Genomic DNA, 21,760 nt, shown 5'->3' on the forward strand with positions numbered 1-21,760 from the left:
GCGCGACATACACCCACAGTTCGCTGCCGCATAGGCAGCTCAGAAATGCGATCTTGAGCAATTCCGCTGCCTGCTCTTGTTCGCTGCCGCATAGGCAGCTCAGAAAAACAAGTTCCACAAGCCAGCTGCCACTGGTGGGTTCGCTGCCGCATAGGCAGCTCAGAAAATTGGCTGGGTCGGCGCTGCGTCGATGCTCTAGTTCGCTGCCGCATAGGCAGCTCAGAAAAGGAGGTCCAGATGATCACCCCTCAAGCAACCGTTCGCTGCCGCATAGGCAGCTCAGAAAAGCCTATCGGATCGTGGAAGGTTCGCTGCCGCATAGGCAGCTCAGAAAAGGGCCTGCCACTTCCTGGAAATCAAGGATCTGTTCGCTGCCGCATAGGCAGCTCAGAAATCCAGGGCCGGCACGATGCCGCCGCCCATGATGTTCGCTGCCGCATAGGCAGCTCAGAAAATCGAGGACGGCACGCTGCGGGACTATCTGATGTTCGCTGCCGCATAGGCAGCTCAGAAATGCACAAAGGCCAGGCGCACCCACGTTTTCCACGTTCGCTGCCGCATAGGCAGCTCAGAAATCTTCAAGCTCATCCTCTTCCGCATCCGGTTGGTTCGCTGCCGCATAGGCAGCTCAGAAATTGCGCAGATCTGCATTGGCTTGAGCCTGGGCGTTCGCTGCCGCATAGGCAGCTCAGAAAATACCCTCCTCTGGTCGTGACCAGCAGGCCCGGTTCGCTGCCGCATAGGCAGCTCAGAAAGAGCTGCGGCAATTTCGCGGTGGCAGATCCGCGTTCGCTGCCGCATAGGCAGCTCAGAAAATCAGATGGCACCTTTCACAATGAGATTGAGAGTTCGTTGCCGCATAGGCAGCTCAGAAACGTCACACGCACGTCAGGCGAGACTCGCTCACGTTCGCTGCCGCATAGGCAGCTCAGAAAAACACCCTCCGACGCGGAGCGCCTGGCCCGAGATTCGCTGCCGCATAGGCAGCTCAGAAACAGGGCCTCGGTGGCATCGCTGCATGCCTGGGGTTCGCCGCCGCATAGGCAGCTCAGAAACCAAGGAAGCCTCATGACAGCAACCAAGATCCGTTCTCTGCTGCGTAGGCAGCTCAGAAAGGCTGCTGACTTGGAGGCGACAGAGAAGCCTCTGCATTCAACCTTCCGGGCCATGCTCCGCGTATTCCACAAAGGACGGTGCTTCATCAAACAGTTGCAAGAGCAGTTTCAGGCGCCGGGCGTAGAGGCTCTGTGGCCGGTTGAAGGCCTGGGCTGCCAGGGCGATGGCTGCGCGGGCGAGGTACCACTCGTTGTCGAATTCACTGGCGTCCTCGAATACCTTGTGCCGGATTTGCCGGATGTGGTTCAGCGCCAGGTCTGCAGCCAGATCCACCTCTACATCCGCGTCATGCCAGTCCATGTCGGCACAGCGTGTTTCGATCAGGGCAACCAGCCCCCTCTCTGCGCGGGCAATGGACAGGGCGATCATTTGCTGCATGGTGGGCCAGGCAGCGGTGTCCATCGTGCAGGGCTTGTTCGTTGAGTGCCGTGACGCAGCCATATCGATTCCTTTGTCGTCGCTTCAATGACTCGGGCTTTCTATGCACGATCTATGCACTCAATATTCTATGCACTGTGCATAGAAAATGGCAAGTGTGTTCCATGGCAAAGTGCGCGGATGGCACGCGACGACCCAACCATCTACATGCGTATCCCTCAGGAGCTGAAGGATCTGCTGGATGCCGCTTCCGAAGAGAACCGGCGCTCAATGACTGCCGAGGTCGTGGCTCGGCTACAGCAGACCTTTGCGGCGCCGCACGTTTCGGGCATGGACAGCGGTAGTTTGCAAATGAATCTGGATACCCGCGTCGGTGACGAAACGCTGGAAACCGTGAAGCGTATCGAAGAGCGGTTGCAATCGCTTGCGCAAGCCCTGGCCCTGCCACAGAGCGGCCCTCAGCCAGACACGGATGCGGCGACGCCGGAAAGATCCACAGGCAAGCGCGTATCGAAGACAGTGCGGAGTGCGGCGCCGAAGAAGTAGCTTTCTGGCCTCACTGCCTCCAGAAAAACACCCCCGCCATCACCAGCCCCGTCAGCACGATGCCCGCGCGCAGCCATTCGGGCGGGATGCGGCGCGCCAGGCGGGCGCCGCCGTAGCCGCCTGCGGTGGCGGCAATCATCATGACCAGGGCCTGCTCCCACTGCACGACGCCGCCGGCCGCATAGATGGCGACGGCAATGGCCGTGAGCAGGGCGGAGACCAGGTTCTTCATGCCGTTCATGGCATGCAGCCTGGTCTGGCCCAGCAGGCCGAACAGGGCCAGCAGCAGGATGCCCAGGCCGCCGTTGAAGTAGCCGCCGTAGATGGCCACGGCCAGCATGCCGGCGCCGGCCTTCAGGGGCGATGCATGGGCGGCATGCTCGGCGCTGCCGCGTGATGCCATGCGCCTGAGCTGGGGCGCGAAGGCGAACATGGCGGTGGCGGCCAGCAGCAGCCAGGGGACGACCTTGCGGAACAGGTGGTCGGGCGTGACCAGCAGCAGGGCCGCGCCCAGCGAGCCGCCGATGAGCGACAGCACGATGACGCCGCGCATGCCCAGGCCGGGCGGCGGCTCCATGTCCTGGCGAAAGCCCCAGGCACCGGCCATGTAGCCGGGCAGCAGGGCGACGGTGCCGGTGGCGTTGGCGGCCACGGGCGGCACGCCGGTGAAGACCAGGGCGGGCAGGGTGAGGAAGCTGCCGCCTCCGGCAACGGCATTGAGCGCGCCGGCCACGAAGGCGGCGCTCATGAGCAGGGCGATGTCCCACATGGGTGTTGTCTCCTCCTGGGGCCGGGCATCGGCAGGCCGCCGTGGCCTTGCGCGGCCAGGCCGGTGTTATAGGTCGAGGCCGATCTTAGTGCCGGACCATCGGGCGGGCTGTCGCACCGGCATGGCGGCGGGGTCAGGGCTGCTTTGCGCAAAAGGACAGGATCGCGCCGGCGTGGTGGCCACCAGGCGACTAGGGCGGCGCCACCACCGGGCCGGGCAGGCCCAGCGTGGCGCGCAGCAGGGCGACGCGCGGGTTGGCGACGGCGCTGCGGTAGATCAACGCCACGGGGCCCATGGAGATGGCGGGTGTGACATGCACCCTGCGCACCCCCAGCGACCGGGGCGAGGCCTGCAGCGTGGAGTCGGGTACGGCGCTGAGCCCCAGGCCGGCCCGGACCAGTTGCAGGTTGGTGAAGGGGCTGGTGGATTCGATGACGGGCGTGGGCGCGATCACGCCTTCGCGGCGGAACACCTCTTCCATCATGCGGCGCAGCATGGAGCTGCGCGCGGGCAGGATCCATCGCTGGCGCGCCAGCTCCTCCCAGCGGTTGCTGCGCGCGTGGCCTGCAGGGTGGTCCGGCGGGGCGATGACGGTGAAGCCGGTGTCGAACAGTTTTTCGTAGCGCAGCGGCTGGCCTGCAGCCTCGGGCAGCTCGGTGGGGTAGCTGGTGATGAGGGCATCGAGCTCGCCATCCAGCAGGCATTGCACAAGCAAAGGCACGCGTTCTTCCTTGAGCTGTACCCGCACATGGGGCTGCTGTGCGGCCAGGTCCGCCAGTACGCCGGGCAGGTAGCCCTGTGCCACGAAAGGCGGGGTGCCGATGCGCAGCAAGGTGATGGCCGGTTGCTGGGCGGTCTCGCTGCCCAGATGGCGCAGCTCGGCCAGCAGCATGGCCGCGCCGCGGATGGCGATCTCGCCCTGGGCCGTGGGTTCGAGCCCGCGCGCATTGCGCAGGAACAGCGTCACGCCGAAGGCCGCCTCGATCTCGCCCAGGGCCTTGCTCAGCGCGGGCTGGGTCAAATGCATGAGGCCAGCGGCGGCACGCAGGCTGCCTCCCTGGTGCAGGGCCAGCAGGAGCTGCAGGTGCTTGAAGCGCAGCCGCGACAGCAAGCGTTGCGGGTCGAAGTCGTGCATGTTCCCGGGGGTGGAGTGATTACCGGAGGTTTGCCATCCATCCAAACATATCACTATTGGAAATGGGCCTGCCGTTCTATCGTGACCCCACGACGACAAGCGACAAGGAGACAGGACCATGGACAGACGCGTCTTTCTGGCAGGCAGCCTGGCGGCTGCCGCGCTTCCGCTGGTGCGGGCCAGCGATTTTCCGAGCCGGCCGGTGCGGGTGATTTCTCCGTATGCGGCGGGCGGGGGGCCTGATGTGCAGTTGCGCCAGGCCGGCCCGGTGCTGGGGGAGATCCTGGGGCAGTCCATCGTGATCGAGAACAAGGTGGGCGCGGCCGGCGTGCTGGCCGCGCAGTATGTGGCGCAGCAGCCCGCCGATGGCTACACCTGCCTGATGGGCTCCAACACCCACCTGATCCAGAAGCTGCTGCAACCGGGCCTGCGCTTCGACCCCATCGGCGACTTCACGCCCGTCAGCAACCTGGCCTCGTCGCCCACGGTGCTGGTGGTGCGTGCCGATGCGCCCTGGCGCACGGCCCGGGAGCTGATCGCGGGGCTGAAGGCCCAGCCGGCGCAGGCCAATTACGGCTCGGGCGGCATAGGCACTTCGGCCCATCTGGCGGGCGCCACGCTGGCCTCGCTGGCGGGCCTGCAGGTCACGCACATACCGCTCAAGGGATCGGTGGAGATTGCGGCATCGCTGATCCGCGGCGATACGCAGTATGCGTTTCCGGTGGCGGGCACCGGCATTCCCCAGGTGCAGGGCGGCAAGCTGCGGGCCCTGGCGGTGACCAGCCGCAAGCGCCTGGCGCAGCTGCCCGAGGTGCCCACGCTGCAGGAGGTGCTGGGCAGCGAGCTGGCGGTGCAGGAGTCCTGGTTCGGGCTGTGGGCTCCGGCCAGGACGCCCCCTGCCGTGGTCGAGCGCCTGCACGCCGCCGTGCGCCAGGCCGCCGCCCAGCCAGCGCTGCGCGCCTCGTTCGAGGCTGTCGGCAACGAGGCCACGGCCAGCGCTTCGCCGCAGGCCTTCGCCGATTTCGTGCGCAGCGAGAACCGCAAGTGGGCCGCCATCATCGAGCTGGCCGGCATCACCGCCAACAGTTGAACCAGGGAAAGGCAAGACGGGTATGGACAAGCCGCTGCAAGGAGTGCGCGTCATCGACATGTCGCATGTGATCGCAGGGCCGCTGGCCTCGCACTACCTGGCCCAGCTCGGGGCCGAGGTCATCAAGGTCGAGCCCACGCGTGGCGAGGTCATGCGCAACAGCCGGGCGCCCGGCGAGCCCGGGGGCGGCATGCCTTCGGGCTTCGTGGCGCTCAATGCGGGAAAGCGTTCGCTGGCGGTGGACATCCGCCAGCCCGAGGGCGCGGATATCGTGCGTGCCCTGGCGCGCTCGGCCGATGTGTTCATCGAGAACTTCCGCCCCGGCGTGGTGGCGCGCCACGGCCTGGGCTACGAGGACATCCGGGCGGTGCGTCCCGACGTGGTGTATTGCTCCATCTCGGGCTTTGGCCAGCAGGGCGAGTGGGCCGGGCGGGGCGCCTATGACCATGTGGTGCAGGCGCTCACGGGGATGATGATGATGGCGGGGGGCGACGAGGAAGCGCCGCCCGTGAAGGTGGGCTTTCCCGTGATCGACGTGGCGGTGGGCATGCTGGGGGCGCTGTCGGTCACGGCGGCCCTGCACCAGCGCAACGCCTGGGCGCCTGGCGAGCGGCGCAGCCAGCACATCGATGCCTCCATGCTGCAGGCCTCGCTGATGCTGATGTACCCGCATGCCTGTACCTATCTCACCCATGGCGTGGAGCCACGGCGCGTGGGCAACCGGGGCTATACGGGCAGCCCGGCGGCCGACACCTACCGGTGCGCCGACGGCTGGCTGTCCACGGCCGCCAATACGCCGCAGCAGTTCCGCAGGCTCGCCAGCGTGCTGGGGCTCGATGTCCTGTGCGAGGCCCCCACGCTGCTCGACCTCGATGCCTTCAACGCGCCCGAGGGCGGCTTTGTCGCCGCGCGCGATGCGTCCGCGCTGCAGCGGCTGCAGGCCTGTCTGGCCGAGGCCTTCGCCGCACGCAGCGCACGGGACATGGAAGCCCGGCTCAACGCCGTGGGCGTGCCTGCCGCCAGGGTGCGGCGCCTGGGTGAATTCCTGGGCGAGGCCCGCGCTGCCGGCACCGTGTCACCTGTGAGCTATGGCGCCGGCGGCGCTGCGGTGGACACTCCGGGACTGGGGTTCCGGTGGATGGATGCCGAGCCCCTGCCGGGTGCCCCGGCCCCCGTCCTGGGCGATGGCAACCTTGCGCTGCTGCGGGAGCTGGGGATGGCGGATGAGGCCATCGCCCGCCTGTGCCGCAGCGGCGTGCTGGGCGCGCCGCAGTCCTGATTGCCTTTGGATTCCTTTGCCACTGCCTTGCTGGAGACCCCATGTTCAAAGCCTTGCTGCTGACCCAACCCGTACCGCGTGAAACCCGTGCCGAGTGTGTGGAGCTGGACGAAGCCAGCCTGCCCGCCGGCGCGGTGCGCGTGGCCGTCTCGCATTCCACGCTCAACTACAAGGATGCACTGGCCATCACGGGGCGCTCGCCCGTGGTGCGCCAGTTCCCCATGGTGCCTGGCATCGACCTGGCCGGCACGGTGCTGGACAGCGAGGACGCGCGTTTCCAGCCCGGCGATGCCGTGCTGCTCAACGGCTGGGGCGTGGGCGAGACCCACTGGGGCGGGCTCGCCCAGCAGGCGCGGGTGAACGGCGACTGGCTGATCCGCCGGCCCGAGGCCTTCAGCGCACGGGATGCCATGGCCATAGGCACGGCCGGCTATACGGCCATGCTGTGCGTGATGGCGCTGCAGGCGCATGGCATCACGCCCTCCAGCGGCCCGGTGCTGGTGACGGGGGCCAACGGCGGCGTGGGCAGCATTGCCGTGGCCCTGCTGTCGCGCCTGGGTTTCGAGGTGCACGCCGGCACCGGGCGGCCCGAACAGGCCGAGCACCTGAAGGCGCTGGGCGCGGCGCGGATCGTGGAGCGCAGCAGCCTGGATGCGCCCGGCAAGCCGCTGCAAAAGGAGGTCTGGGCGGCGGCCGTGGACAGCGTGGGCAGCCATACGCTGGCCAATGTGTGCGCCAGCCTGCGCTACGGCGGCTGCGTGGCGGCCTGCGGACTGGCCCAGGGGCTGGACCTGCCGGCTTCCGTGGCACCGTTCATTCTGCGCGGCGTGTCGCTGCTGGGCATCGACAGCGTCTATGCGCCGCAGGCGCGGCGCGAGCAGGCCTGGGCGCGGCTGGCCGCCGAACTGCCGCGCGAGGTGCTGGAGCGCAATACCGAAGAGGCGGGCCTGGCCGATGCGGTTGCGCTGGCGCCCCGGCTGCTGGCCGGCCAGGTGCGCGGCCGGGTCGTCATCGATACGGCGCGCTGAGGCCCGCGCGGGCCCTACTTGGCGTAGGGGTCGGCAAAGCCCAGCTCGACCATGATCTCGGTCTCGTAGGCTTCCATTTCCTCGGCGTCCTGCTCGCTGGTTTCATGGTCCCAGCCCTGGGCATGCAGCGTGCCGTGCACCAGCAGGTGGGCGTAGTGCTCCTCCAGCGTCTTGTTCTGCTCGCGCGCCTCGCGCTCGACCACGGGGGCGCACAGCACCAGATCGGCCATGGCGGTGGGCTCCTGCTGGTAGTCGAAGGTCAGGACGTTGGTGGCGTAGTCCTTTTGCCGGTACTCGCGGTTGAGCTGCTGGCCTTCCTCGGCATCGACGATGCGCACGGTGATTTCGGCATCGACGGCCAGGGCATGGCGTATCCAGCGTGTGACCTTGCTGCGGGACAGCACGGCGCGGTGGGCAGGTGCCTCGGCAAAGCGCGCGAATTGCAGGGACAGTTGCAGTTGGTTCAGGGACATGGGGAAGTGCGTGGGCGTGAGCTTGTGCTTTGGAGCGCCCGTGGGCGGGCGTCTGCTGTGGCTGTCGGGATCAAGGCGCCGCAAGGCGCGGTGCGGCACGGCGTGCCGGGGCCTGGCCGCGTGCGTCGTAGGCGTCCACGATGCGGGCCACCAGCGGGTGGCGCACCACGTCGGCGCTGGTGAAGTGGTTGATGGCGATGCCCTTGACGCGCTTCAAGACGCGCTCGGCATCGATCAGGCCGCTCAGGGCGCCCTTGGGCAGGTCGATCTGGCTGACGTCGCCCGTGACCACGGCACGCGCGCCGAAGCCGATGCGCGTGAGGAACATCTTCATCTGCTCGGGCGTGGTGTTCTGCGCCTCGTCCAGGATGACGAAGGCGTTGTTCAGCGTGCGCCCGCGCATGAAGGCCAGCGGCGCGATCTCCAGCACATTACGCTCGAAGGCCTTTTGCACCTTCTCGTAGCCCATGAGGTCGTAGAGCGCGTCGTATAGCGGGCGCAGGTAGGGGTCGACCTTCTGCGTGAGGTCGCCGGGCAGGAAGCCCAGGCGCTCGCCTGCTTCCACGGCCGGGCGCGTGAGCACGATGCGCTGCACGGCGCTGCGCTCCAGCGCGTCCACGGCGCAGGCCACGGCCAGGTAGGTCTTGCCGGTGCCGGCCGGGCCGATGCCGAAGGTGATGTCGTGGCGGGCGATGTTCTCCAGGTAGGCCGACTGGTTGGCCGTGCGCGCGCGCAGGTCGGGGCGGCGCGTGGAAAGCTGGATGGCGTCCAGGGGCTGCTCGATGAGTTCGGTGTCGCCGGCCAGCATGAGCTGCAGCGAATCGTCCAGGATGGGGTCGTCGGCCATCTCGTAGAGGGCCTGCAGCAGCTCCAGTGCGTCGTTGGCCTTGGCCTTGGGGCCGTCGATCTTGAATTGCTCGTGGCGGTGGGCGATCTTGACGCCCAGTGCGATCTCGATGGTGCGCAGGTGCGCGTCGGCCGGGCCGCACAGATGGCTCAACCGGTTGTTGTCGTGGGGTGTGAATGTGTGGCGCAGGATCACGCGGATAATTCCAGAGATTCCGGGCGGCGGCCAGCGCGAGGGCGTGGTGCCATACCCTGTGAATGGGCCGGCGTTCGGTTGCGGACGGGCATGAAAAGCCGCCCCTGGGGCGGCAAAGGACACCAATGATAGGCAAATTGACAGGAACGCTGCTGGAAAAAAACCCGCCCGAGGTGCTGGTGGACTGCGGCGGCGTGGGCTACGAGGTGCAGGTGCCCATGAGCACCTTCTACAACCTGCCGGCCAGCGGGGCCAGGGTCAGCCTGCTGACGCACTTCGTGGTGCGCGAGGATGCGCAGCTTCTGTACGGCTTTGGCACGCACAGCGAGCGCCAGGCGTTCCGCGAGCTGATCAAGATCACCGGCATCGGCCCGCGCATGGCGTTGTCGGTGCTCAGCGGCATGAGCGTGGAGGACCTGGCCCAGGCCGTGACGCTGCAGGAGGTGGGCCGCCTGGTCAAGGTGCCGGGCATCGGCAAGAAGACGGCCGAGCGCCTGCTGCTGGAGCTCAAGGGCAAGATCGGCGCCGATACGGGCGCGCAGTCGCTGTTCGTGAACAACGACCAGAACGACATCGTGCAGGCGCTGATGGCGCTGGGCTATTCCGACAAGGATGCGGCCGCCGCGCTCAAGAAGCTGCCGCCCGACGTGGGCGTGACCGAAGGCATCAAGCTGGCGCTGAAGGCGCTGGCCAAGTGAGCGGCGCATGAGCATCCATACCGACGATTTCGGGCAGGGCGGCTTTCCGCAGGGCGGTTTCGCGCCCGACAAGGCACCGGAAAAGCCGCGCATGATTTCGGCAGCGCCGGTCTCGCGCGGGGAAGAGGCCATGGAGCGCGCCCTGCGCCCCAAGCTGCTGCAGGAGTACGTGGGCCAGGCCAAGGCGCGCGAGCAGCTGGAGATCTTCATCGGCGCGGCCCGAAAGCGCAGCGAGGCGCTGGACCATGTGCTGCTGTTCGGCCCGCCGGGCCTGGGCAAGACCACGCTGTCGCACATCATCGCGGCCGAGCTGGGCGTGAACCTGCGCCAGACCAGCGGCCCCGTGCTGGAAAAGCCCAAGGACCTGGCGGCGCTGCTGACCAACCTCGAAGCCAACGATGTGCTGTTCATCGACGAGATCCACCGCCTGTCGCCCGTGGTCGAGGAAATCCTCTACCCGGCGCTGGAGGACTACCAGATCGACATCATGATCGGCGAGGGGCCGGCGGCGCGCTCCATCAAGCTGGACCTGCAGCCGTTCACGCTGGTGGGCGCGACCACGCGCGCGGGCATGCTGACCAACCCGCTGCGCGACCGCTTCGGCATCGTGGCGCGGCTGGAGTTCTATACGGCCGAGGAGCTGGCGCGCATCGTGCGGCGCAGTGCAGGCCTGTTGAACGCGCCCATCGATGACGAGGGCGCCTTCGAGATCGCGCGCCGCTCGCGCGGCACGCCGCGCATTGCCAACCGCCTGCTGCGCCGCGTGCGCGACTATGCCGATGTGCGCGGCGACGGCAGCATCACGCGCGAGCTGGCCGACCGTGCGCTGGCCATGCTCGATGTCGATCCCCAGGGCTTCGACATCATGGACCGCAAGCTGCTGGAGGCCGTGGTGCACCGCTTCGACGGCGGCCCCGTGGGCCTGGACAACATCGCGGCCAGCATCGGCGAGGAGGCGGGCACCATCGAGGATGTGATCGAGCCCTACCTGATCCAGCAGGGCTTTTTGCAGCGCACGCCGCGCGGGCGCATGGCGACCCAGGCGGCGTACCGCCACCTGGGCCTTCCCGTGCCGGGCGACGACGCCAGCTGACGCAGGCTCACTCTTCCGTGCCGGCGTTCCAGAAGGCCTGCAGCACGCCGGGCAGGGCCTCGATGGCGGCGATCACGCGGTCCAGCTCGTCGGAGTCCACCGAGGTGGCGTAGAGCATGGCCTCGATCTCCGTGTCCTGCGGGCCGAAGGCATGGGTTTCCACGCCGCGCACGGGGTAGCTGGCGTTCTCCAGCAGCTCCAGCATCTGCTCGCGCACATCGCCCTGGGCGCCGCGGTGGCAGATGGCGTAGACGTAGTAGGTCGATTCCGTGGATTCGTCATCCACCGGGCGGCGGTTGATGCGGTTGACCACGGGGCGCAGCAAGGTGTTGCTGGCCAGCACGAAGAGCGTGGCCAGGCCGGCCTCGGCCACCAGGCTGGCGCCCGCGCAGGCGCCCACGGCGGCCGAGCCCCACAGCGTGGCCGCCGTGTTCAGCCCGGTGATGTTGGCCCCTTCCTTCATGATGGCGCCCGCACCCAGGAAGCCCACGCCCGAGACCACGTAGGCCACCACGCGCGTGGCGCCCTCGGCCCCGCCCAGGCGCACGGCCAGGTCCACGAAGACGGCCGCGCCCACGGCGACCAGGGTGTTGGTGCGCAGCCCCGCCGTGCGCTGGCGCACCTGGCGCTCCAGGCCGATGAGGGCGCCGAACACGAAGGCCGTGGTCAGGCTGACGAAGGTGTCCAGCATGGCGCCGGGGTTGAGGTTCTGCAGGGCCTGCATGGGGTTCCGGGCTTTCCTGGTGAGTGGGTTGAAGGGCCGTTGAAAGAGGCGCTGAAGGGTGCGTCACTGCCAGCCGTAGCGGCGGATGTAGACGCGCTTGAGCAGCGTAGCCAGGCAAGCGTAGCCCAGCAATATGGCAATCATCCACGGGAAGTAGGCCGCCGGCAGCGCCTGCAGCTTGAAGTAGCCGGCCAGCGACCCCATCGGCAGGAAGATGCCGGCCGCCATCACGGCCGCCGTGGCCAGCAGCAGCGGCCAGGACGGGCGGCTTTGCAGGAAGGGGATCTTGGGCGTGCGGATCATGTGCACGATCAGCGTCTGCGTGAGCAGCCCGATGACGAACCAGCCCGACTGGAACAGCGTCTGCTGCTCGGGCGTGTTGGCGGCGAAGACGAACCACATCAGCGCGAAGGTCAGGATGTCGAACAGCGAGCTGATGGGCCCGAAGAACACCATGAAGCGGCCCAGGTCGGCCGGGTTCCAGCGCAGCGGCTGGCGCACCAGTTCGTCGTCCACGTTGTCGAAGGGGATGGCGATCTGCGAGAGGTCGTACAGCAGGTTCTGCACCAGCAGGTGCAGCGGCAGCATGGGCAGGAAGGGGATGAAGGCCGAGGCCACCATCACCGAGAACACGTTGCCGAAGTTGGAGCTGGCCGTCAAGCGGATGTACTTCAGCATGTTGCTGAAGGTGCGCCGGCCCTCGATCACGCCCTGCTCCAGCACCATCAGGCTTTTTTCCAGCAGGATGATGTCGGCCGCTTCCTTTGCGATGTCCACGGCGCTGTCCACGCTGATGCCGATGTCGGCCGCGCGCAGGGCCGGGGCGTCGTTGATGCCGTCGCCCATGAAGCCGGTGATGTGGCCGTTGGCGCGCAGCGCATGCACGATGCGCTCCTTGTGCAGCGGCGTGAGCCGGGCGAACAGCTGGTGCCGCTCCACCGTCTGGCGCAGCATCTCGTCGTTCATGTGCTCGATCTGCGTGCCCAGGACGATGTGGTCTGCGGGCAGCCCCACATCGCGGCAGACCTTGGCGGCCACCAGTTCGTTGTCGCCGGTCAGCAGCTTGACGGCCACGCCGTGCGCGGCCAGGGCGGCCAGCGCCTCGGCCGTGGTTTCCTTCGGTGGGTCCAGGAAGGCGATGTAGCCGATCAGGGTCAGCTCCGACTCGTCGGCCACGCCGTAGTCGCTCTTGTGCGGCGGCACTTCCTTCATGGCCACGGCGACCACGCGCAGGCCCTCGCGGTTGAGTTCGCGCGTCACGCGGCGCACGCGGGCCAGCTGCTCCTCGTCCAGCGGGCGCGTGCCATCGCCCTCGCGCAGCCGGGTGCAGGCGCCCAGGATTTCCTCGACCGCGCCCTTGCAGATCAGCTCGTGGTGGTGGCCGCGCTCGGCCACCACCACGGACATGCGGCGGCGCTCGAAGTCGAAGGGGATCTCATCGACCTTGCGGTAGTCCTCGGCCACGCGCATCTGGGTGTGCAGCTCCACGTGTTCCAGCACGGCATGGTCGAGCAGGTTCTTCAGGCCCGTCTGGTAGTGGCTGTTGAGGTAGGCGAAGCGCAGCGTCTCGTCGCAGGGCTGGCCGAAGGCGTCGGTGTGCCGCTCCAGCACGATGCGGTCCTGGGTCAGCGTGCCGGTCTTGTCGGTGCACAGCACGTCCATGGCGCCGAAGTTCTGGATGGCGTCCAGCCGCTTGACCACGACCTTGCGCCGCGAGAGCACCACGGCGCCCTTGGCCAGGGTGGAGGTCACGATCATGGGCAGCATCTCGGGCGTCAGGCCCACGGCCACGGACAGCGCGAACAGGAAGGCCTCGGCCCAGTCGCCCTTGGTGTAGCCGTTGATGAACAGCACCACGGGCACCATCACGGCTGCGAAGCGGATCAGCAGCCAGCTGACGCTGTTGACCCCGGTCTCGAAGGCCGTGGGCGCGCGGTCGTTGGAGGTCACCCGCGTGGCAATGGTGCCGAAGTAGCTGCGGTTGCCCGTGGCCAGCACCACGGCCAGCGCCGTGCCCGAGACCACGTTGGTGCCCATGAACAGCAGGTTGCTGGCGTCCAGCACGCCGGTGCCATTCGATGCACTGGCGTCGGCGCGCTTTTCCACGGGCAGGGATTCGCCGGTCATGGCGGACTGGCTCACGAACAGGTCCTTGGCGCTGAGCACGCGGCAGTCGGCAGGAATCATGTCCCCGGCCGACAGCACCACGAAATCGCCGGGCACGACCTCGCGCAGCGGCACCTCGTAGCGGCGCGCCTGCTGTCCGAAGCCGCTGTGCGGGGCGTCTGCGGAGTCGGCATCTGCCGGCGCCGTGGGGCCGCCATTGCGGCGCAGCACCGTGGCCGTGCTGCTGACCATGGCCTTGAGCCGCGCGGCGGCGCGGTTGGAGCGGCCTTCCTGCACAAAGCGCAGCAGCGTGGACAGCAGCACCATGGAGGCGATGACGACCGTGGCCTTCATGTCCTCGGTGGCGTAGGAGACCACGGCCAGCAGCGTCAGCAGCAGGTTGAAGGGATTGCGGTAGCAGTACCACAGGTGCAGCCAGCCGGGCAGCGGCCTTTCGTGCTCGGCCTCGTTGGGGCCCAGACGCGTGAGCGCGGCGCGGGCCTGCTCGCGGGTCAGGCCGTCCTCGCTGGAGCTGGTGCGCGCCAGCACGGCGGCGATGTCATCGCGCGAGGCGCGCAGCAGCTCGCGCGTGAGGGTCGGCGATACCGAGCGCGAGTGGTGCACGGCCGTGCCCGAGGGCAGGGCATTGCGCCGGAACAGCCCCAGGGCGTGGCGGCTGCGCAAAAAGGCCTGGAACAGGTGCTTGAGGTTTTTCATGGCGACCTCCCCGGTGGCTCAGGCCTGGCTCGAGCGAAGGGTGGCGCGCAGCCAGTGCCAGTTGCGCTGGCAGGCGCACAGCAGGCGGCGGCGCAGCGGCGGGCGGGCCACGGTGGCCGACTGCAGCCATTGGCGCCGCGCATGGGCAGGCAGGTGGCGGTAGACCTCGGCGCGCTCCTGCGCCGCCAGCAGGGACAGGACGTCGGCCTGCTGGCGCTGCGTGAGCGCCACGAGGGAATGGGCGAAGAGATCGGGGCCGTGTTGCTGCAGCAGGGTGTGCAGTTGCCCGGTATGGCGTGCCGCAATGGCGGCTTGCAGGGCCAGCTGCAAGGTGCTGGCGCGGGTGGTGTGGGAGGTGCGGCTGGCGCGCGTGGAGACGGGTGCTGTGGCGGGCGTGGTTGCCGGCGTGGTCCGCAGCGCGGTGATGACGTGTTGCATGGCGGGCTTCTTTCGTTGCGGCCGAAAGAAGCCCGGCACCTATCCGTCAATGGACGTGCGCGGGCCTCCCGGCCGGGGCCTTGGGAAGGGGCGGAAGGGCCGCAGGCATGTGCGGCCGGACCGTATCGGAGGGGTCAGGGCAAGATCGACTCGGATCGGGGTCCATGGGGGAACTCCTTTCTGACGATGGGGCGGACAAGGCTGCGGCGCGCGCTCAGCGCGGCTGCAGGCTCAGAAAGCTGCGGATGCGGTGCGTGGGCCAGTGGGTCTGCAGGTCCAGGTGCATGGCGTGCTCCATGGCCGATGGGGCCTGGGCTTGCATCTGTGCCTGTGCCTTGGCCTGCATTGCTGCCTGGGAGGCAGCCACGCGCGTGCCGGTGGCGCCGGGGCAGGGCGCGGCAGTGGCAGGCTGCAGGCGTTGCATTGCGGGGCGAGCGAACGGTGTGGACATGGCTTTCTCCTTGGCGAACCAGGAAGACTGCCGCGGGCAGGGCCGTCAAGCAGCGTGGGCCGCGCGCTGCAACGGGGCAGGCACGGACACGCGGTCAGTGAACCACAGCAACTGGAATCTCAGGTGCAGGGGCGGCATGCCTGATGCAAGCCAGATGCCACTGCATCGCCGGGCGGGCGCGAAGATCCAAGGGGAAACGCAGCAATGGAAGGAAGCCGGCCGACATGGCCGCTCCCTTCACAGGAGTCGGTCAGTCAGCCAGCAGCGTAGCCATTGCGGCGCGCTGTTTGTCACTGGTTGAACTGGCACTGTCCACGGAAGGACTCCTGAAAATGCGATCCCGCCATTGTGCCTTGCGAGCTGCCTCGGGTCAACCCTGATGTCGATGCGCCACGGGCCAGCCAGCCCTGCACGATCAGCAACTGCGCCGCGTAGTAGGTGGACAGCACGGCGGCTTGCGCCCCGTCGAAAGGCTGCACGAAGCGGTTGATGGCCAGCAGCGAGTCGCTGACCATGAAGAAGCAGGCGCCGATGGCCACGGTCCAGGCGGGCTGGCCGCCCAGGTGCCTGGCGCGGCCCAGGGCCTGCGCCGCCATCAGCGCAATGACCAGCACATAGGCGGCCACGGGCAGGCGCAGCGCGGCGGGCAGCCCGCCCTGCCAGAGCACGGCATACATGGCAACGCCCAGGGCCAGCGTGGCGGCCAGCGAGGGCCGGTGCGCAAACCAGGGCGCATCCTGGCGCAGCAGCACGATATAGGCCAGGTGGGCGAGCAGAAAGCTGGCCAGGCCCGGGATGAACAGATCGGGCAGCATCAGGAACACGTCGCCCGCCATCGAGGCCGCCAACGCCGCGGCCAGCCAGCAGGCGCCGCGCGCGGGTTTCGCCAGCGCCGAGAACGCCGCGCTGCCGCGCCACAGCTGCATGACAGCGATCAGCGCAAAGACCATGGCCAGCGGCTTGAACAGCCAGTGCCAGTGCAGCATGTCCAGCACGCTGGTGGCGGTGGCCAGCGCGCCGGCCTCGATGGCCAGGGCCACCCACAGGCTGATGCGCCCCTGCATGGCCGCGCCCAGTGCCCACTGGCAGGCCAGCAGCACGCCAAACCACAGCGCATTGCGCGCCGTCGAGGACTGGTCGGCATGCCACAGGAACAGCGACACCCCTGCGATCAGCGCCACGAACTGCAGGCCCGCAAACCAGCGCAGGCTGCGCTGCATGTCGGGTGCGTAGAGCACGCGGTGCGCGTCCAGGTCGAAGGCCGGCCTGGGAAAGCGCTGCGCCACGTCGGCAGGGCGCCACCCGGGCGGCTTGAGCCAGACGCGCAGCTTGTCGCCCCAGCGCCGCGCATACCAGCTGTCATGGATGAGTTGCCGGTACACCACGGCGTTGGCCCACAGCGGGTCCCAGCTTTGCAGCAGGCCGCGCGTGCCGTAGACGCAGGGCTCGCTGTCGTCCTCGGGCTTGAAGGTGCCGAACAGGCGGTCCCAGACGATGAGGATGCCGCCGTAGTTCCTGTCCAGGTAGCAGTCATTGACGGCGTGGTGCACGCGGTGGTTGCTGGGCGCGCAGAACCAGCGGTCGAACCAGCCCAGGCGCCGCACCTGCTCGGTATGGACCCAGAACTGGTAGAGCAGATCGATCAGGCCCACGATGGCAAACACCAGCGGCGGCACGCCGGCCAGCGCCATGGGAAGGTAGAACAGCCAGCCCAGCAGCGCGCCCGAGCTGGTCTGGCGCAGCGCCGTCGACAGGTTGTAGTTCTGGCTCTGGTGGTGCACGGCGTGGGCTGCCCACAGCACGGCCACCTCGTGGCCCATGCGGTGAAGCCAGTAGTAGCAGAAGTCGTAGAACAGCAGGGCCAGCAGCCAGCCGGGAATGCTGGTCCAGAAGGCATCGTTGCGCCACAGCGCCAGGTGCTCGAAGGCCAGCGTGTACAGGCCCACGCGCAGCAGCGTGGTGAAGACGGCGCTGGTCTGGCTGAGCATGCCCAGGCTGATGGAGCTGATGGCGTCGGCCAGCCGGTAGGCATTGCGCCCGCGCCACAGGCTCACGCCCCATTCCAGCGCGATCAGCAGCAAAAAGGCAGGCGTGGCGAAGACAATGACTTGGCTGGGTGAGAGCATGGTCAGCCGATTCTGGGCATGGCGGCGGGGCAGCGCCTTAGGCGAGAACCCTAGGACACGGAATCACAAGGGTTGAAACGGATTGCAATAAATAGGGCTTCGTGGCAAGCGTGTGGCAGGAAAATTGCGCCCTATGGCAGAATCGCCCGCTTTCCACGCGCTGGCCGTCCCTGCCCTGCAGGCCATTGCCAGCCCGCACCGCCTTCGCCGGCATGCGCCGCGCATGCCCACGCTCCATGCACCTGTCCCGACGCTCCCTGCTATCGGCTGCCGCCTCAGTGGCTGCGGCCCTTGCTGCTGCACCCGCCGCCCATGCCGCGCCGGGCGCGGGCAAGCCCTGGCCGGCAGGCGGGCCCATCACGCTGATCGTGCCCTTCGGCGCGGGCAGCGATGTGGACGCCACGGCGCGGCTGATCGCCGAAAAGCTGGGTGCGCGGCTGCGCCAGTCGGTGGTGGTGGACAACGTGCCGGCCTCCGGCGGCGTGCTGGGCGTGAGCAAGGTGGCGCGCTCGCATGCCGATGGCTACACGCTGCTGCTGGGCTTTGACGGGCCGGTGAGCATTGCGCAACTGGTGAACTCCTCCGTGCGCTATGACGCCGAGCGTGATCTGGCTCCCGTGGGCCTGACTTCGGTGGCGCCCATGGTGATCGTGGCCCGCCCTGGCCTGCCCGTGCACAACCTCAACGAGCTGATCAGCATGGCCCGCGCCCGGCCCGGCGCGCTGACCTATGCCACCCCGGGCGTGGGAACGGTGCTGCACCTGGCCATGGAGCGGCTGCAGGAGCGCGCCCGCATCCGCCTGGTCCATGTGCCCTATCGCGGCGTGGCCCAGGTGACCAGCGAGGTCATGGGCGGCCAGGTCGATCTGGGCATTCTGATGACCACCGGCGCCACGCCGCTGGTGCAGCAGAAAAAGCTGGAAGGCGTGGGCGTGACCTCGGCACAGCGCATCGACGTGATTCCCGAGGTGATGAGCTTTGCGGAGGCTCCTGATTTGAAGGGCTTCGAGCTGGAAGCCTGGACCGGCCTGTTCGCCCCCGCCCGCACGCCCGAACCCGTGGTCAGCCGCCTGGCCGCCGAACTGGCCGAGGTGCTGAAGCTGCCCGAGGTCCGCAAGCGCCTGCAGGACAGCGGCGCCACGCCCGGCTCGGGCACGCCGGCCACGTTCGCCCAGTTCCTGAAGAAGGAAAAGGCGAGCTACACGCAGATCGTCAAGTCCGCCAATATCCAGGTGGAATGAGGGACTGCGCTGCAGTGCGGGCGTTCAGCTGAAAACCTCGTCGCGCGCACCGCCTTCCAGGTGCTGCACATCGCCCCAGCCGACCAGGCCCAGGCCCTGGGGCGTCCACAGCAGGCGGTTGATGGCCGCGTTGCCCAGCGCCCAGGTGCGGGGTGCCTGCACTTCCTGGTGCGTGGCCAGGCGGTAGAGCACATCCATCACGCCGCCATGCGCCACGATCACGATCTGCTCGCCGGGATGGCCACTGGCCAGCCGGTTCACCGTGGCCGAGATGCGGTCGCGCAGCATCAGCAGCGACTCGCCGCCGCCAGCGGGCACGAACTCGGGATCGCGCTTGCGCCAGCGCAGCGCGTCCTCCGGGTGGGACGCCTCGATATCGTTGAAGGTCTGGCCCTCGAAGCTGCCGAAGCAGCGTTCGCGCAGGCCCTTGTCGGCCGTCAGCGATGCGCCCGTGGTCGCGGCCACGGCCTCGGCCGTGGCATAGGCACGCAGAAGGTCGCTGCTGTAGATGGCGGCCACCGGCTCGCCCGCCAGGGCCTTGCCGGCCTGGGCGGCCTGCCACAGGCCCAGGTCGTTGAGAGGAATGTCCAGATGGCCCTGGATGCGGGCGTCCACATTCCAGGCGGTTTCTCCGTGGCGGATGGCAATGATGCGCGTGGCTTGCATGAGGGGCTGGCGTGGAGTGCTGCAAAAAGGAGCAGGCATTGTCCCGCAAGCCAGGCAAGCCTGCATCGCGCGCCGCCGTTGAAACTGGCGCGGCCCCACTCAGGGACGCCGAGCAAGAGCCGCCTCGCGGCGGGGGCGCCCAGCCGAAGGTGTCGTCCCCCTCCGCGAAGCGAGAAGGGGGAAGCGGCGCAGCCGCTCAGGGGGTCAGATCAGCGATTTAGCGTTGTCCAGCACGAAGTCGCAGGCCTTCTCCTTGAGGTCGCCCTTGAGCTTGTCGATACTGAAGCTCTTGCCGTTGGAGCCGGTGACCAGGCCGCCCAGGCCGTTCTGGAATCCCGTGTCCTTGGGCTCTTCCTGCTTTTGCATGCCCAGCTTGCCCAGCAACTGGTCCTTGACCTGGGCCGCCTTGTCGGCATTGAGGTAGTTGTTCTTCATGCAGTAGGAGATGACGCCTGCCGCATTGCCGGCCGTGGCCGAGGGGCTCAGGCCCAGGGCGGACAGCGCGCCCGCACCGCCTGCGCCCGCACCCAGCATGCCGCCGAGGCCGGAGCCGGCGCCTTCGCTGCTGGCGGCGGCCTTGTCACCGCCAAGGCCCGAGGCCTGGCGCAGCGAGTCGCCCAGGCCCGACGCCTGGGCAGGCAGGGCGCCCAGGCCCAGCATGGCGCACAGCAGTGCGCTGGCAATGGATGTCTTCATGGATGCTTCCTTTCCGCGGAAACCCGCAGGCTCGATACAGGGCCTGAAATTAGCACGCCGTGCGGCGCAGACCTGTGCCCGATTGCAAACCTTTGCCAGAGCGGGCCGTGTCGGTCTTTCGCGTTTTCACTAGCTGTCAAAGCCGTTGGCCTGTCCATGATGGCCGCACATCATTGGCGGGCCGCGGCGGCAGTCTTGTTATTTGGAAATGGCTTTTAAGTATAAAAATCAATTCAACAAGCTGAAAAAGTTATTTAAAGTGGGGCGCACCTATATGGCCCGCTTCTTGCGGCGCCCGGGCTGCTGCGTCGCATGGCCGCCGCCTTTCCAATCAATCCACAGGGGAGCAGACAAATGATCATGAAGATTCTGGGCAGTTCTTTGCTGGCCGCAGGCCTGTTGACCTCGGCCGCGCTGGCCCAGGCCGAGACCGTGCGCTGGGCGCGCGGCTCCGATCCGACTTCGCTGGACCCGCATGCCTTCAACGTGGGCACCAATTTCGTGCTGCTGCACCAGATCTACGAAACCCTGGTCATCCGCTCGGCCGACGGCAAGCTGGTGCCCACGCTGGCCACCTCGTGGAAGATGACCTCCGACCCGTCGGTCTGGGAGTTCAAGCTGCGTCCCAACGTCAAGTTCCATGACGGCACGCCGTTCACGGCGCGCGACGTGGTCTTCTCGCTGAACCGCGCCAAGGGCGAGAACGCCCAGGTCAAGTCCCTGCTGTCCTCGATGGAGGAGGCCAAGGCCGTGGACGATCTCACGGTGCAGGTGAAGACCAAGGGCCCGAACCTGATCTTCCCCGACAACCTGACCAATCTCTTCATCATGAGCGAGAAGTGGTCCAAGGCCAACGGCGCCGAGACCACGCAGGACACGGCCAGCAAGACCGAGAACGGCGCCACGCGCGCGGCCAACGGCACGGGCGCCTATGTGCTGGCCAGCCGCGAGGTCGATTCGAGGACGGTGATGAAGCTCAACCCCGACTACTGGGGCAAGGGCCAGTTCCCGCTGCAGGTGACCGAGCTGGTCTACCTGCCCATCAAGTCCCCGGCCACGCGCGTGGCGGCCCTGCTGTCGGGCGAGGTGGACTTCGCCCAGGACATTCCCGCGCAGGACGTGGCGCGCCTGAAGCAGGACAAGCGCCTGCGCATCAATGAAGGCCCCGAGAACCGCTCCATCTTCCTGGGCCTGAACGTGGGTGCGGCCGAGCTCAAGAGCAGCAACGTCAAGGGCAAGAATCCGCTGGCCGATCCCAAGGTGCGCCAGGCCATCGAGCTGGCCATCGACCGCGATGCGATCAAGCGCTCGGTGATGCGCGGCCTGTCGATTCCCACCGGCGTGATCGCGCCGTCGTTCGTCAATGGCTACGACAAGGCCTTCGCGGCCTATCCCAAGGCGGATGCCGCCAAGGCCAAGCAACTGCTGGCCGAGGCGGGCTACCCCAACGGCTTCACCATCACGCTGAACACGCCCAACGACCGCTATGTGAACGACGAGGCCATCGCCACGGCGGTGGCCGGTTTCCTGGGTCGCATCGGCATCAAGACCGAAGTCTCGGCCCGGCCGATCGCCATGCACAGCGTCTCGCTGACCAAGGCGGACAGCGACTTCTACCTGTACGGCTGGGGCGTGCCCACCTACGACTCGGCCTACATCTTCGACTTCCTGGTGCATACGCGCGGCAAGGACAGCCGGGGTGCGCAAAATGCCACGCACTACAGCAATGCCGATGTGGATGCCAAGATCCTGTCCCTGTCCTCGGAGAGCGACAAGGCAAAGCGCGATGCCACCATCAAGAGCATCTGGGAGACCGTGCAAAAGGAGCGCTTCTACATTGCGCTGCATGACCAGGTGATCCACTTCGCGTCCGTGCCCCGGCTCAATGTGCCCGTGCACCCGGACAACGCGCTGCACTTCAAGTTCGTCAAGTTCGAGAAGAAGTAAG

Annotated in this window: 20 protein-coding genes and 1 CRISPR repeat array (1 of these 21 cut by a window edge); of the genes, 8 read left to right on the top strand and 12 right to left on the bottom strand. The window is 67.7% G+C overall.

The window, feature by feature from the left end:
* A CRISPR array of direct repeats spans positions 1 to 1,115; the repeat unit is 28 nt; unit sequence GTTCGCTGCCGCATAGGCAGCTCAGAAA (it extends 1,424 nt beyond the left edge of the window).
* 37 nt (positions 1,116 to 1,152) lie between these two features.
* Positions 1,153 to 1,518 carry a hypothetical protein gene (locus GRX31_RS04865; RefSeq protein ID WP_017406420.1) on the bottom strand — a complete coding sequence of 122 codons (366 nt, stop codon included), beginning with the start codon at positions 1,516 to 1,518 and terminating at the stop codon, positions 1,153 to 1,155.
* A 156-nt stretch (positions 1,519 to 1,674) separates the two neighbouring features.
* Here GRX31_RS04865 and GRX31_RS04870 point away from each other — a divergent pair, with 156 nt between their 5' ends.
* On the top strand, positions 1,675 to 2,040 hold the full coding sequence (locus tag GRX31_RS04870) for an Arc family DNA-binding protein (RefSeq protein WP_017406421.1): 366 nt from the start codon (positions 1,675 to 1,677) through the stop codon (positions 2,038 to 2,040).
* 10 nt (positions 2,041 to 2,050) lie between these two features.
* On the opposite strand, the gene GRX31_RS04875 is transcribed toward GRX31_RS04870, so the two are convergent.
* Positions 2,051 to 2,809 carry a sulfite exporter TauE/SafE family protein gene (locus GRX31_RS04875; RefSeq protein WP_012203149.1) on the bottom strand — a complete coding sequence of 253 codons (759 nt, stop codon included), beginning with the start codon at positions 2,807 to 2,809 and terminating at the stop codon, positions 2,051 to 2,053.
* A gap of 190 nt (positions 2,810 to 2,999) precedes the next feature.
* Positions 3,000 to 3,944, bottom strand: coding sequence for a LysR family transcriptional regulator (locus tag GRX31_RS04880; RefSeq protein ID WP_160851727.1), 945 nt, complete (start codon positions 3,942 to 3,944; stop codon positions 3,000 to 3,002).
* Between the two features lie 118 nt (positions 3,945 to 4,062).
* Here GRX31_RS04880 and GRX31_RS04885 point away from each other — a divergent pair, with 118 nt between their 5' ends.
* The 3 genes from GRX31_RS04885 to acuI are packed head-to-tail and all read left to right on the top strand — an operon-like array spanning position 4,063 to position 7,341.
* Positions 4,063 to 5,034, top strand: a complete 972-nt coding sequence (locus GRX31_RS04885) for a tripartite tricarboxylate transporter substrate binding protein (protein ID WP_013804299.1) — start codon at positions 4,063 to 4,065, stop codon at positions 5,032 to 5,034.
* Positions 5,035 to 5,056: 22 nt separating this feature from the next.
* Positions 5,057 to 6,313 carry a CaiB/BaiF CoA transferase family protein gene (locus tag GRX31_RS04890; protein ID WP_160851728.1) on the top strand — a complete coding sequence of 419 codons (1,257 nt, stop codon included), beginning with the start codon at positions 5,057 to 5,059 and terminating at the stop codon, positions 6,311 to 6,313.
* Between the two features lie 41 nt (positions 6,314 to 6,354).
* Positions 6,355 to 7,341 carry an acrylyl-CoA reductase (NADPH) gene (gene acuI, locus GRX31_RS04895; RefSeq protein WP_012203153.1) on the top strand — a complete coding sequence of 329 codons (987 nt, stop codon included), beginning with the start codon at positions 6,355 to 6,357 and terminating at the stop codon, positions 7,339 to 7,341.
* Positions 7,342 to 7,355: 14 nt separating this feature from the next.
* Here the strand turns inward: acuI and ybeY are convergent, their stop codons facing one another.
* Together ybeY and GRX31_RS04905 are read right to left on the bottom strand one after the other, a co-directional pair.
* On the bottom strand, positions 7,356 to 7,814 hold the full coding sequence (gene ybeY, locus GRX31_RS04900) for an rRNA maturation RNase YbeY (RefSeq protein ID WP_016446534.1): 459 nt from the start codon (positions 7,812 to 7,814) through the stop codon (positions 7,356 to 7,358).
* Between the two features lie 70 nt (positions 7,815 to 7,884).
* The gene (locus GRX31_RS04905) at positions 7,885 to 8,856 is read right to left on the bottom strand and encodes a PhoH family protein (RefSeq protein ID WP_016446533.1); all 972 of its coding nucleotides are present in this window, start codon (positions 8,854 to 8,856) and stop codon (positions 7,885 to 7,887) included.
* A gap of 125 nt (positions 8,857 to 8,981) precedes the next feature.
* Between GRX31_RS04905 and ruvA the strand changes: the two genes are divergently transcribed.
* Both ruvA and ruvB read left to right on the top strand, forming a co-directional pair.
* Complete coding sequence (gene ruvA / locus GRX31_RS04910) at positions 8,982 to 9,554, top strand: Holliday junction branch migration protein RuvA (protein WP_016446532.1); 573 nt, start codon at positions 8,982 to 8,984, stop codon at positions 9,552 to 9,554.
* A gap of 7 nt (positions 9,555 to 9,561) precedes the next feature.
* Positions 9,562 to 10,647, top strand: coding sequence for a Holliday junction branch migration DNA helicase RuvB (gene ruvB / locus GRX31_RS04915; RefSeq protein WP_016451874.1), 1,086 nt, complete (start codon positions 9,562 to 9,564; stop codon positions 10,645 to 10,647).
* Positions 10,648 to 10,654: 7 nt separating this feature from the next.
* Here ruvB and GRX31_RS04920 read toward each other — a convergent pair whose 3' ends face one another.
* From GRX31_RS04920 to GRX31_RS04940, 5 genes are all read right to left on the bottom strand, one after another.
* The gene (locus GRX31_RS04920; RefSeq protein WP_012203158.1) at positions 10,655 to 11,371 is read right to left on the bottom strand and encodes an MgtC/SapB family protein; all 717 of its coding nucleotides are present in this window, start codon (positions 11,369 to 11,371) and stop codon (positions 10,655 to 10,657) included.
* A 63-nt stretch (positions 11,372 to 11,434) separates the two neighbouring features.
* On the bottom strand, positions 11,435 to 14,194 hold the full coding sequence (gene mgtA, locus GRX31_RS04925) for a magnesium-translocating P-type ATPase (protein ID WP_160851730.1): 2,760 nt from the start codon (positions 14,192 to 14,194) through the stop codon (positions 11,435 to 11,437).
* Positions 14,195 to 14,212: 18 nt separating this feature from the next.
* Positions 14,213 to 14,632, bottom strand: a complete 420-nt coding sequence (locus tag GRX31_RS04930; RefSeq protein WP_160851732.1) for a hypothetical protein — start codon at positions 14,630 to 14,632, stop codon at positions 14,213 to 14,215.
* Between the two features lie 214 nt (positions 14,633 to 14,846).
* Positions 14,847 to 15,083 (bottom strand): hypothetical protein, encoded by a 237-nt coding sequence (locus GRX31_RS04935; RefSeq protein ID WP_016446528.1) that lies wholly within the window; start codon positions 15,081 to 15,083, stop codon positions 14,847 to 14,849.
* A 290-nt stretch (positions 15,084 to 15,373) separates the two neighbouring features.
* Positions 15,374 to 17,209 (bottom strand): lysoplasmalogenase family protein, encoded by a 1,836-nt coding sequence (locus GRX31_RS04940; protein ID WP_160851734.1) that lies wholly within the window; start codon positions 17,207 to 17,209, stop codon positions 15,374 to 15,376.
* 236 nt (positions 17,210 to 17,445) lie between these two features.
* On the opposite strand from GRX31_RS04940, the gene GRX31_RS04945 reads away from it, so the two are divergent.
* Positions 17,446 to 18,450 (top strand): Bug family tripartite tricarboxylate transporter substrate binding protein, encoded by a 1,005-nt coding sequence (locus GRX31_RS04945; protein ID WP_043789951.1) that lies wholly within the window; start codon positions 17,446 to 17,448, stop codon positions 18,448 to 18,450.
* Positions 18,451 to 18,474: 24 nt separating this feature from the next.
* Here GRX31_RS04945 and GRX31_RS04950 read toward each other — a convergent pair whose 3' ends face one another.
* The gene (locus GRX31_RS04950) at positions 18,475 to 19,116 is read right to left on the bottom strand and encodes a histidine phosphatase family protein (protein ID WP_034367346.1); all 642 of its coding nucleotides are present in this window, start codon (positions 19,114 to 19,116) and stop codon (positions 18,475 to 18,477) included.
* Positions 19,117 to 19,320: 204 nt separating this feature from the next.
* Entirely contained in the window at positions 19,321 to 19,812 is a 492-nt protein-coding gene (locus GRX31_RS04955) for a DUF2501 domain-containing protein (RefSeq protein ID WP_016446524.1), read from the bottom strand.
* A 354-nt stretch (positions 19,813 to 20,166) separates the two neighbouring features.
* On the opposite strand from GRX31_RS04955, the gene GRX31_RS04960 reads away from it, so the two are divergent.
* Entirely contained in the window at positions 20,167 to 21,759 is a 1,593-nt protein-coding gene (locus GRX31_RS04960; protein ID WP_151019531.1) for an ABC transporter substrate-binding protein, read from the top strand.
* The last annotated feature ends 1 nt before the right edge of the window (position 21,760 follow it).

The sequence above is a fragment of the Delftia sp. CH05 genome (genome assembly GCF_009827015.1).
GTDB classification, from domain to species: domain Bacteria; phylum Pseudomonadota; class Gammaproteobacteria; order Burkholderiales; family Burkholderiaceae_C; genus Comamonas; species Comamonas tsuruhatensis.

What these genes read in the sequence shown, in the direction of transcription:
- GRX31_RS04865 (WP_017406420.1), bottom strand. Translation starts at nt 1,518, where the DNA reads ATGGACACCGCTGCCTGGCCCACCATGCAGCAAATGATCGCCCTGTCC.
- GRX31_RS04870 (WP_017406421.1), top strand. Translation starts at nt 1,675, where the DNA reads ATGGCACGCGACGACCCAACCATCTACATGCGTATCCCTCAGGAGCTG.
- GRX31_RS04875 (WP_012203149.1), bottom strand. Translation starts at nt 2,809, where the DNA reads ATGTGGGACATCGCCCTGCTCATGAGCGCCGCCTTCGTGGCCGGCGCG.
- GRX31_RS04880 (WP_160851727.1), bottom strand. Translation starts at nt 3,944, where the DNA reads ATGCACGACTTCGACCCGCAACGCTTGCTGTCGCGGCTGCGCTTCAAG.
- GRX31_RS04885 (WP_013804299.1), top strand. Translation starts at nt 4,063, where the DNA reads ATGGACAGACGCGTCTTTCTGGCAGGCAGCCTGGCGGCTGCCGCGCTT.
- GRX31_RS04890 (WP_160851728.1), top strand. Translation starts at nt 5,057, where the DNA reads ATGGACAAGCCGCTGCAAGGAGTGCGCGTCATCGACATGTCGCATGTG.
- acuI (WP_012203153.1), top strand. Translation starts at nt 6,355, where the DNA reads ATGTTCAAAGCCTTGCTGCTGACCCAACCCGTACCGCGTGAAACCCGT.
- ybeY (WP_016446534.1), bottom strand. Translation starts at nt 7,814, where the DNA reads ATGTCCCTGAACCAACTGCAACTGTCCCTGCAATTCGCGCGCTTTGCC.
- ruvA (WP_016446532.1), top strand. Translation starts at nt 8,982, where the DNA reads ATGATAGGCAAATTGACAGGAACGCTGCTGGAAAAAAACCCGCCCGAG.
- ruvB (WP_016451874.1), top strand. Translation starts at nt 9,562, where the DNA reads ATGAGCATCCATACCGACGATTTCGGGCAGGGCGGCTTTCCGCAGGGC.
- GRX31_RS04920 (WP_012203158.1), bottom strand. Translation starts at nt 11,371, where the DNA reads ATGCAGGCCCTGCAGAACCTCAACCCCGGCGCCATGCTGGACACCTTC.
- mgtA (WP_160851730.1), bottom strand. Translation starts at nt 14,194, where the DNA reads ATGAAAAACCTCAAGCACCTGTTCCAGGCCTTTTTGCGCAGCCGCCAC.
- GRX31_RS04930 (WP_160851732.1), bottom strand. Translation starts at nt 14,632, where the DNA reads ATGCAACACGTCATCACCGCGCTGCGGACCACGCCGGCAACCACGCCC.
- GRX31_RS04935 (WP_016446528.1), bottom strand. Translation starts at nt 15,083, where the DNA reads ATGTCCACACCGTTCGCTCGCCCCGCAATGCAACGCCTGCAGCCTGCC.
- GRX31_RS04940 (WP_160851734.1), bottom strand. Translation starts at nt 17,209, where the DNA reads ATGCTCTCACCCAGCCAAGTCATTGTCTTCGCCACGCCTGCCTTTTTG.
- GRX31_RS04945 (WP_043789951.1), top strand. Translation starts at nt 17,446, where the DNA reads ATGCACCTGTCCCGACGCTCCCTGCTATCGGCTGCCGCCTCAGTGGCT.
- GRX31_RS04950 (WP_034367346.1), bottom strand. Translation starts at nt 19,116, where the DNA reads ATGCAAGCCACGCGCATCATTGCCATCCGCCACGGAGAAACCGCCTGG.
- GRX31_RS04955 (WP_016446524.1), bottom strand. Translation starts at nt 19,812, where the DNA reads ATGAAGACATCCATTGCCAGCGCACTGCTGTGCGCCATGCTGGGCCTG.
- GRX31_RS04960 (WP_151019531.1), top strand. Translation starts at nt 20,167, where the DNA reads ATGATCATGAAGATTCTGGGCAGTTCTTTGCTGGCCGCAGGCCTGTTG.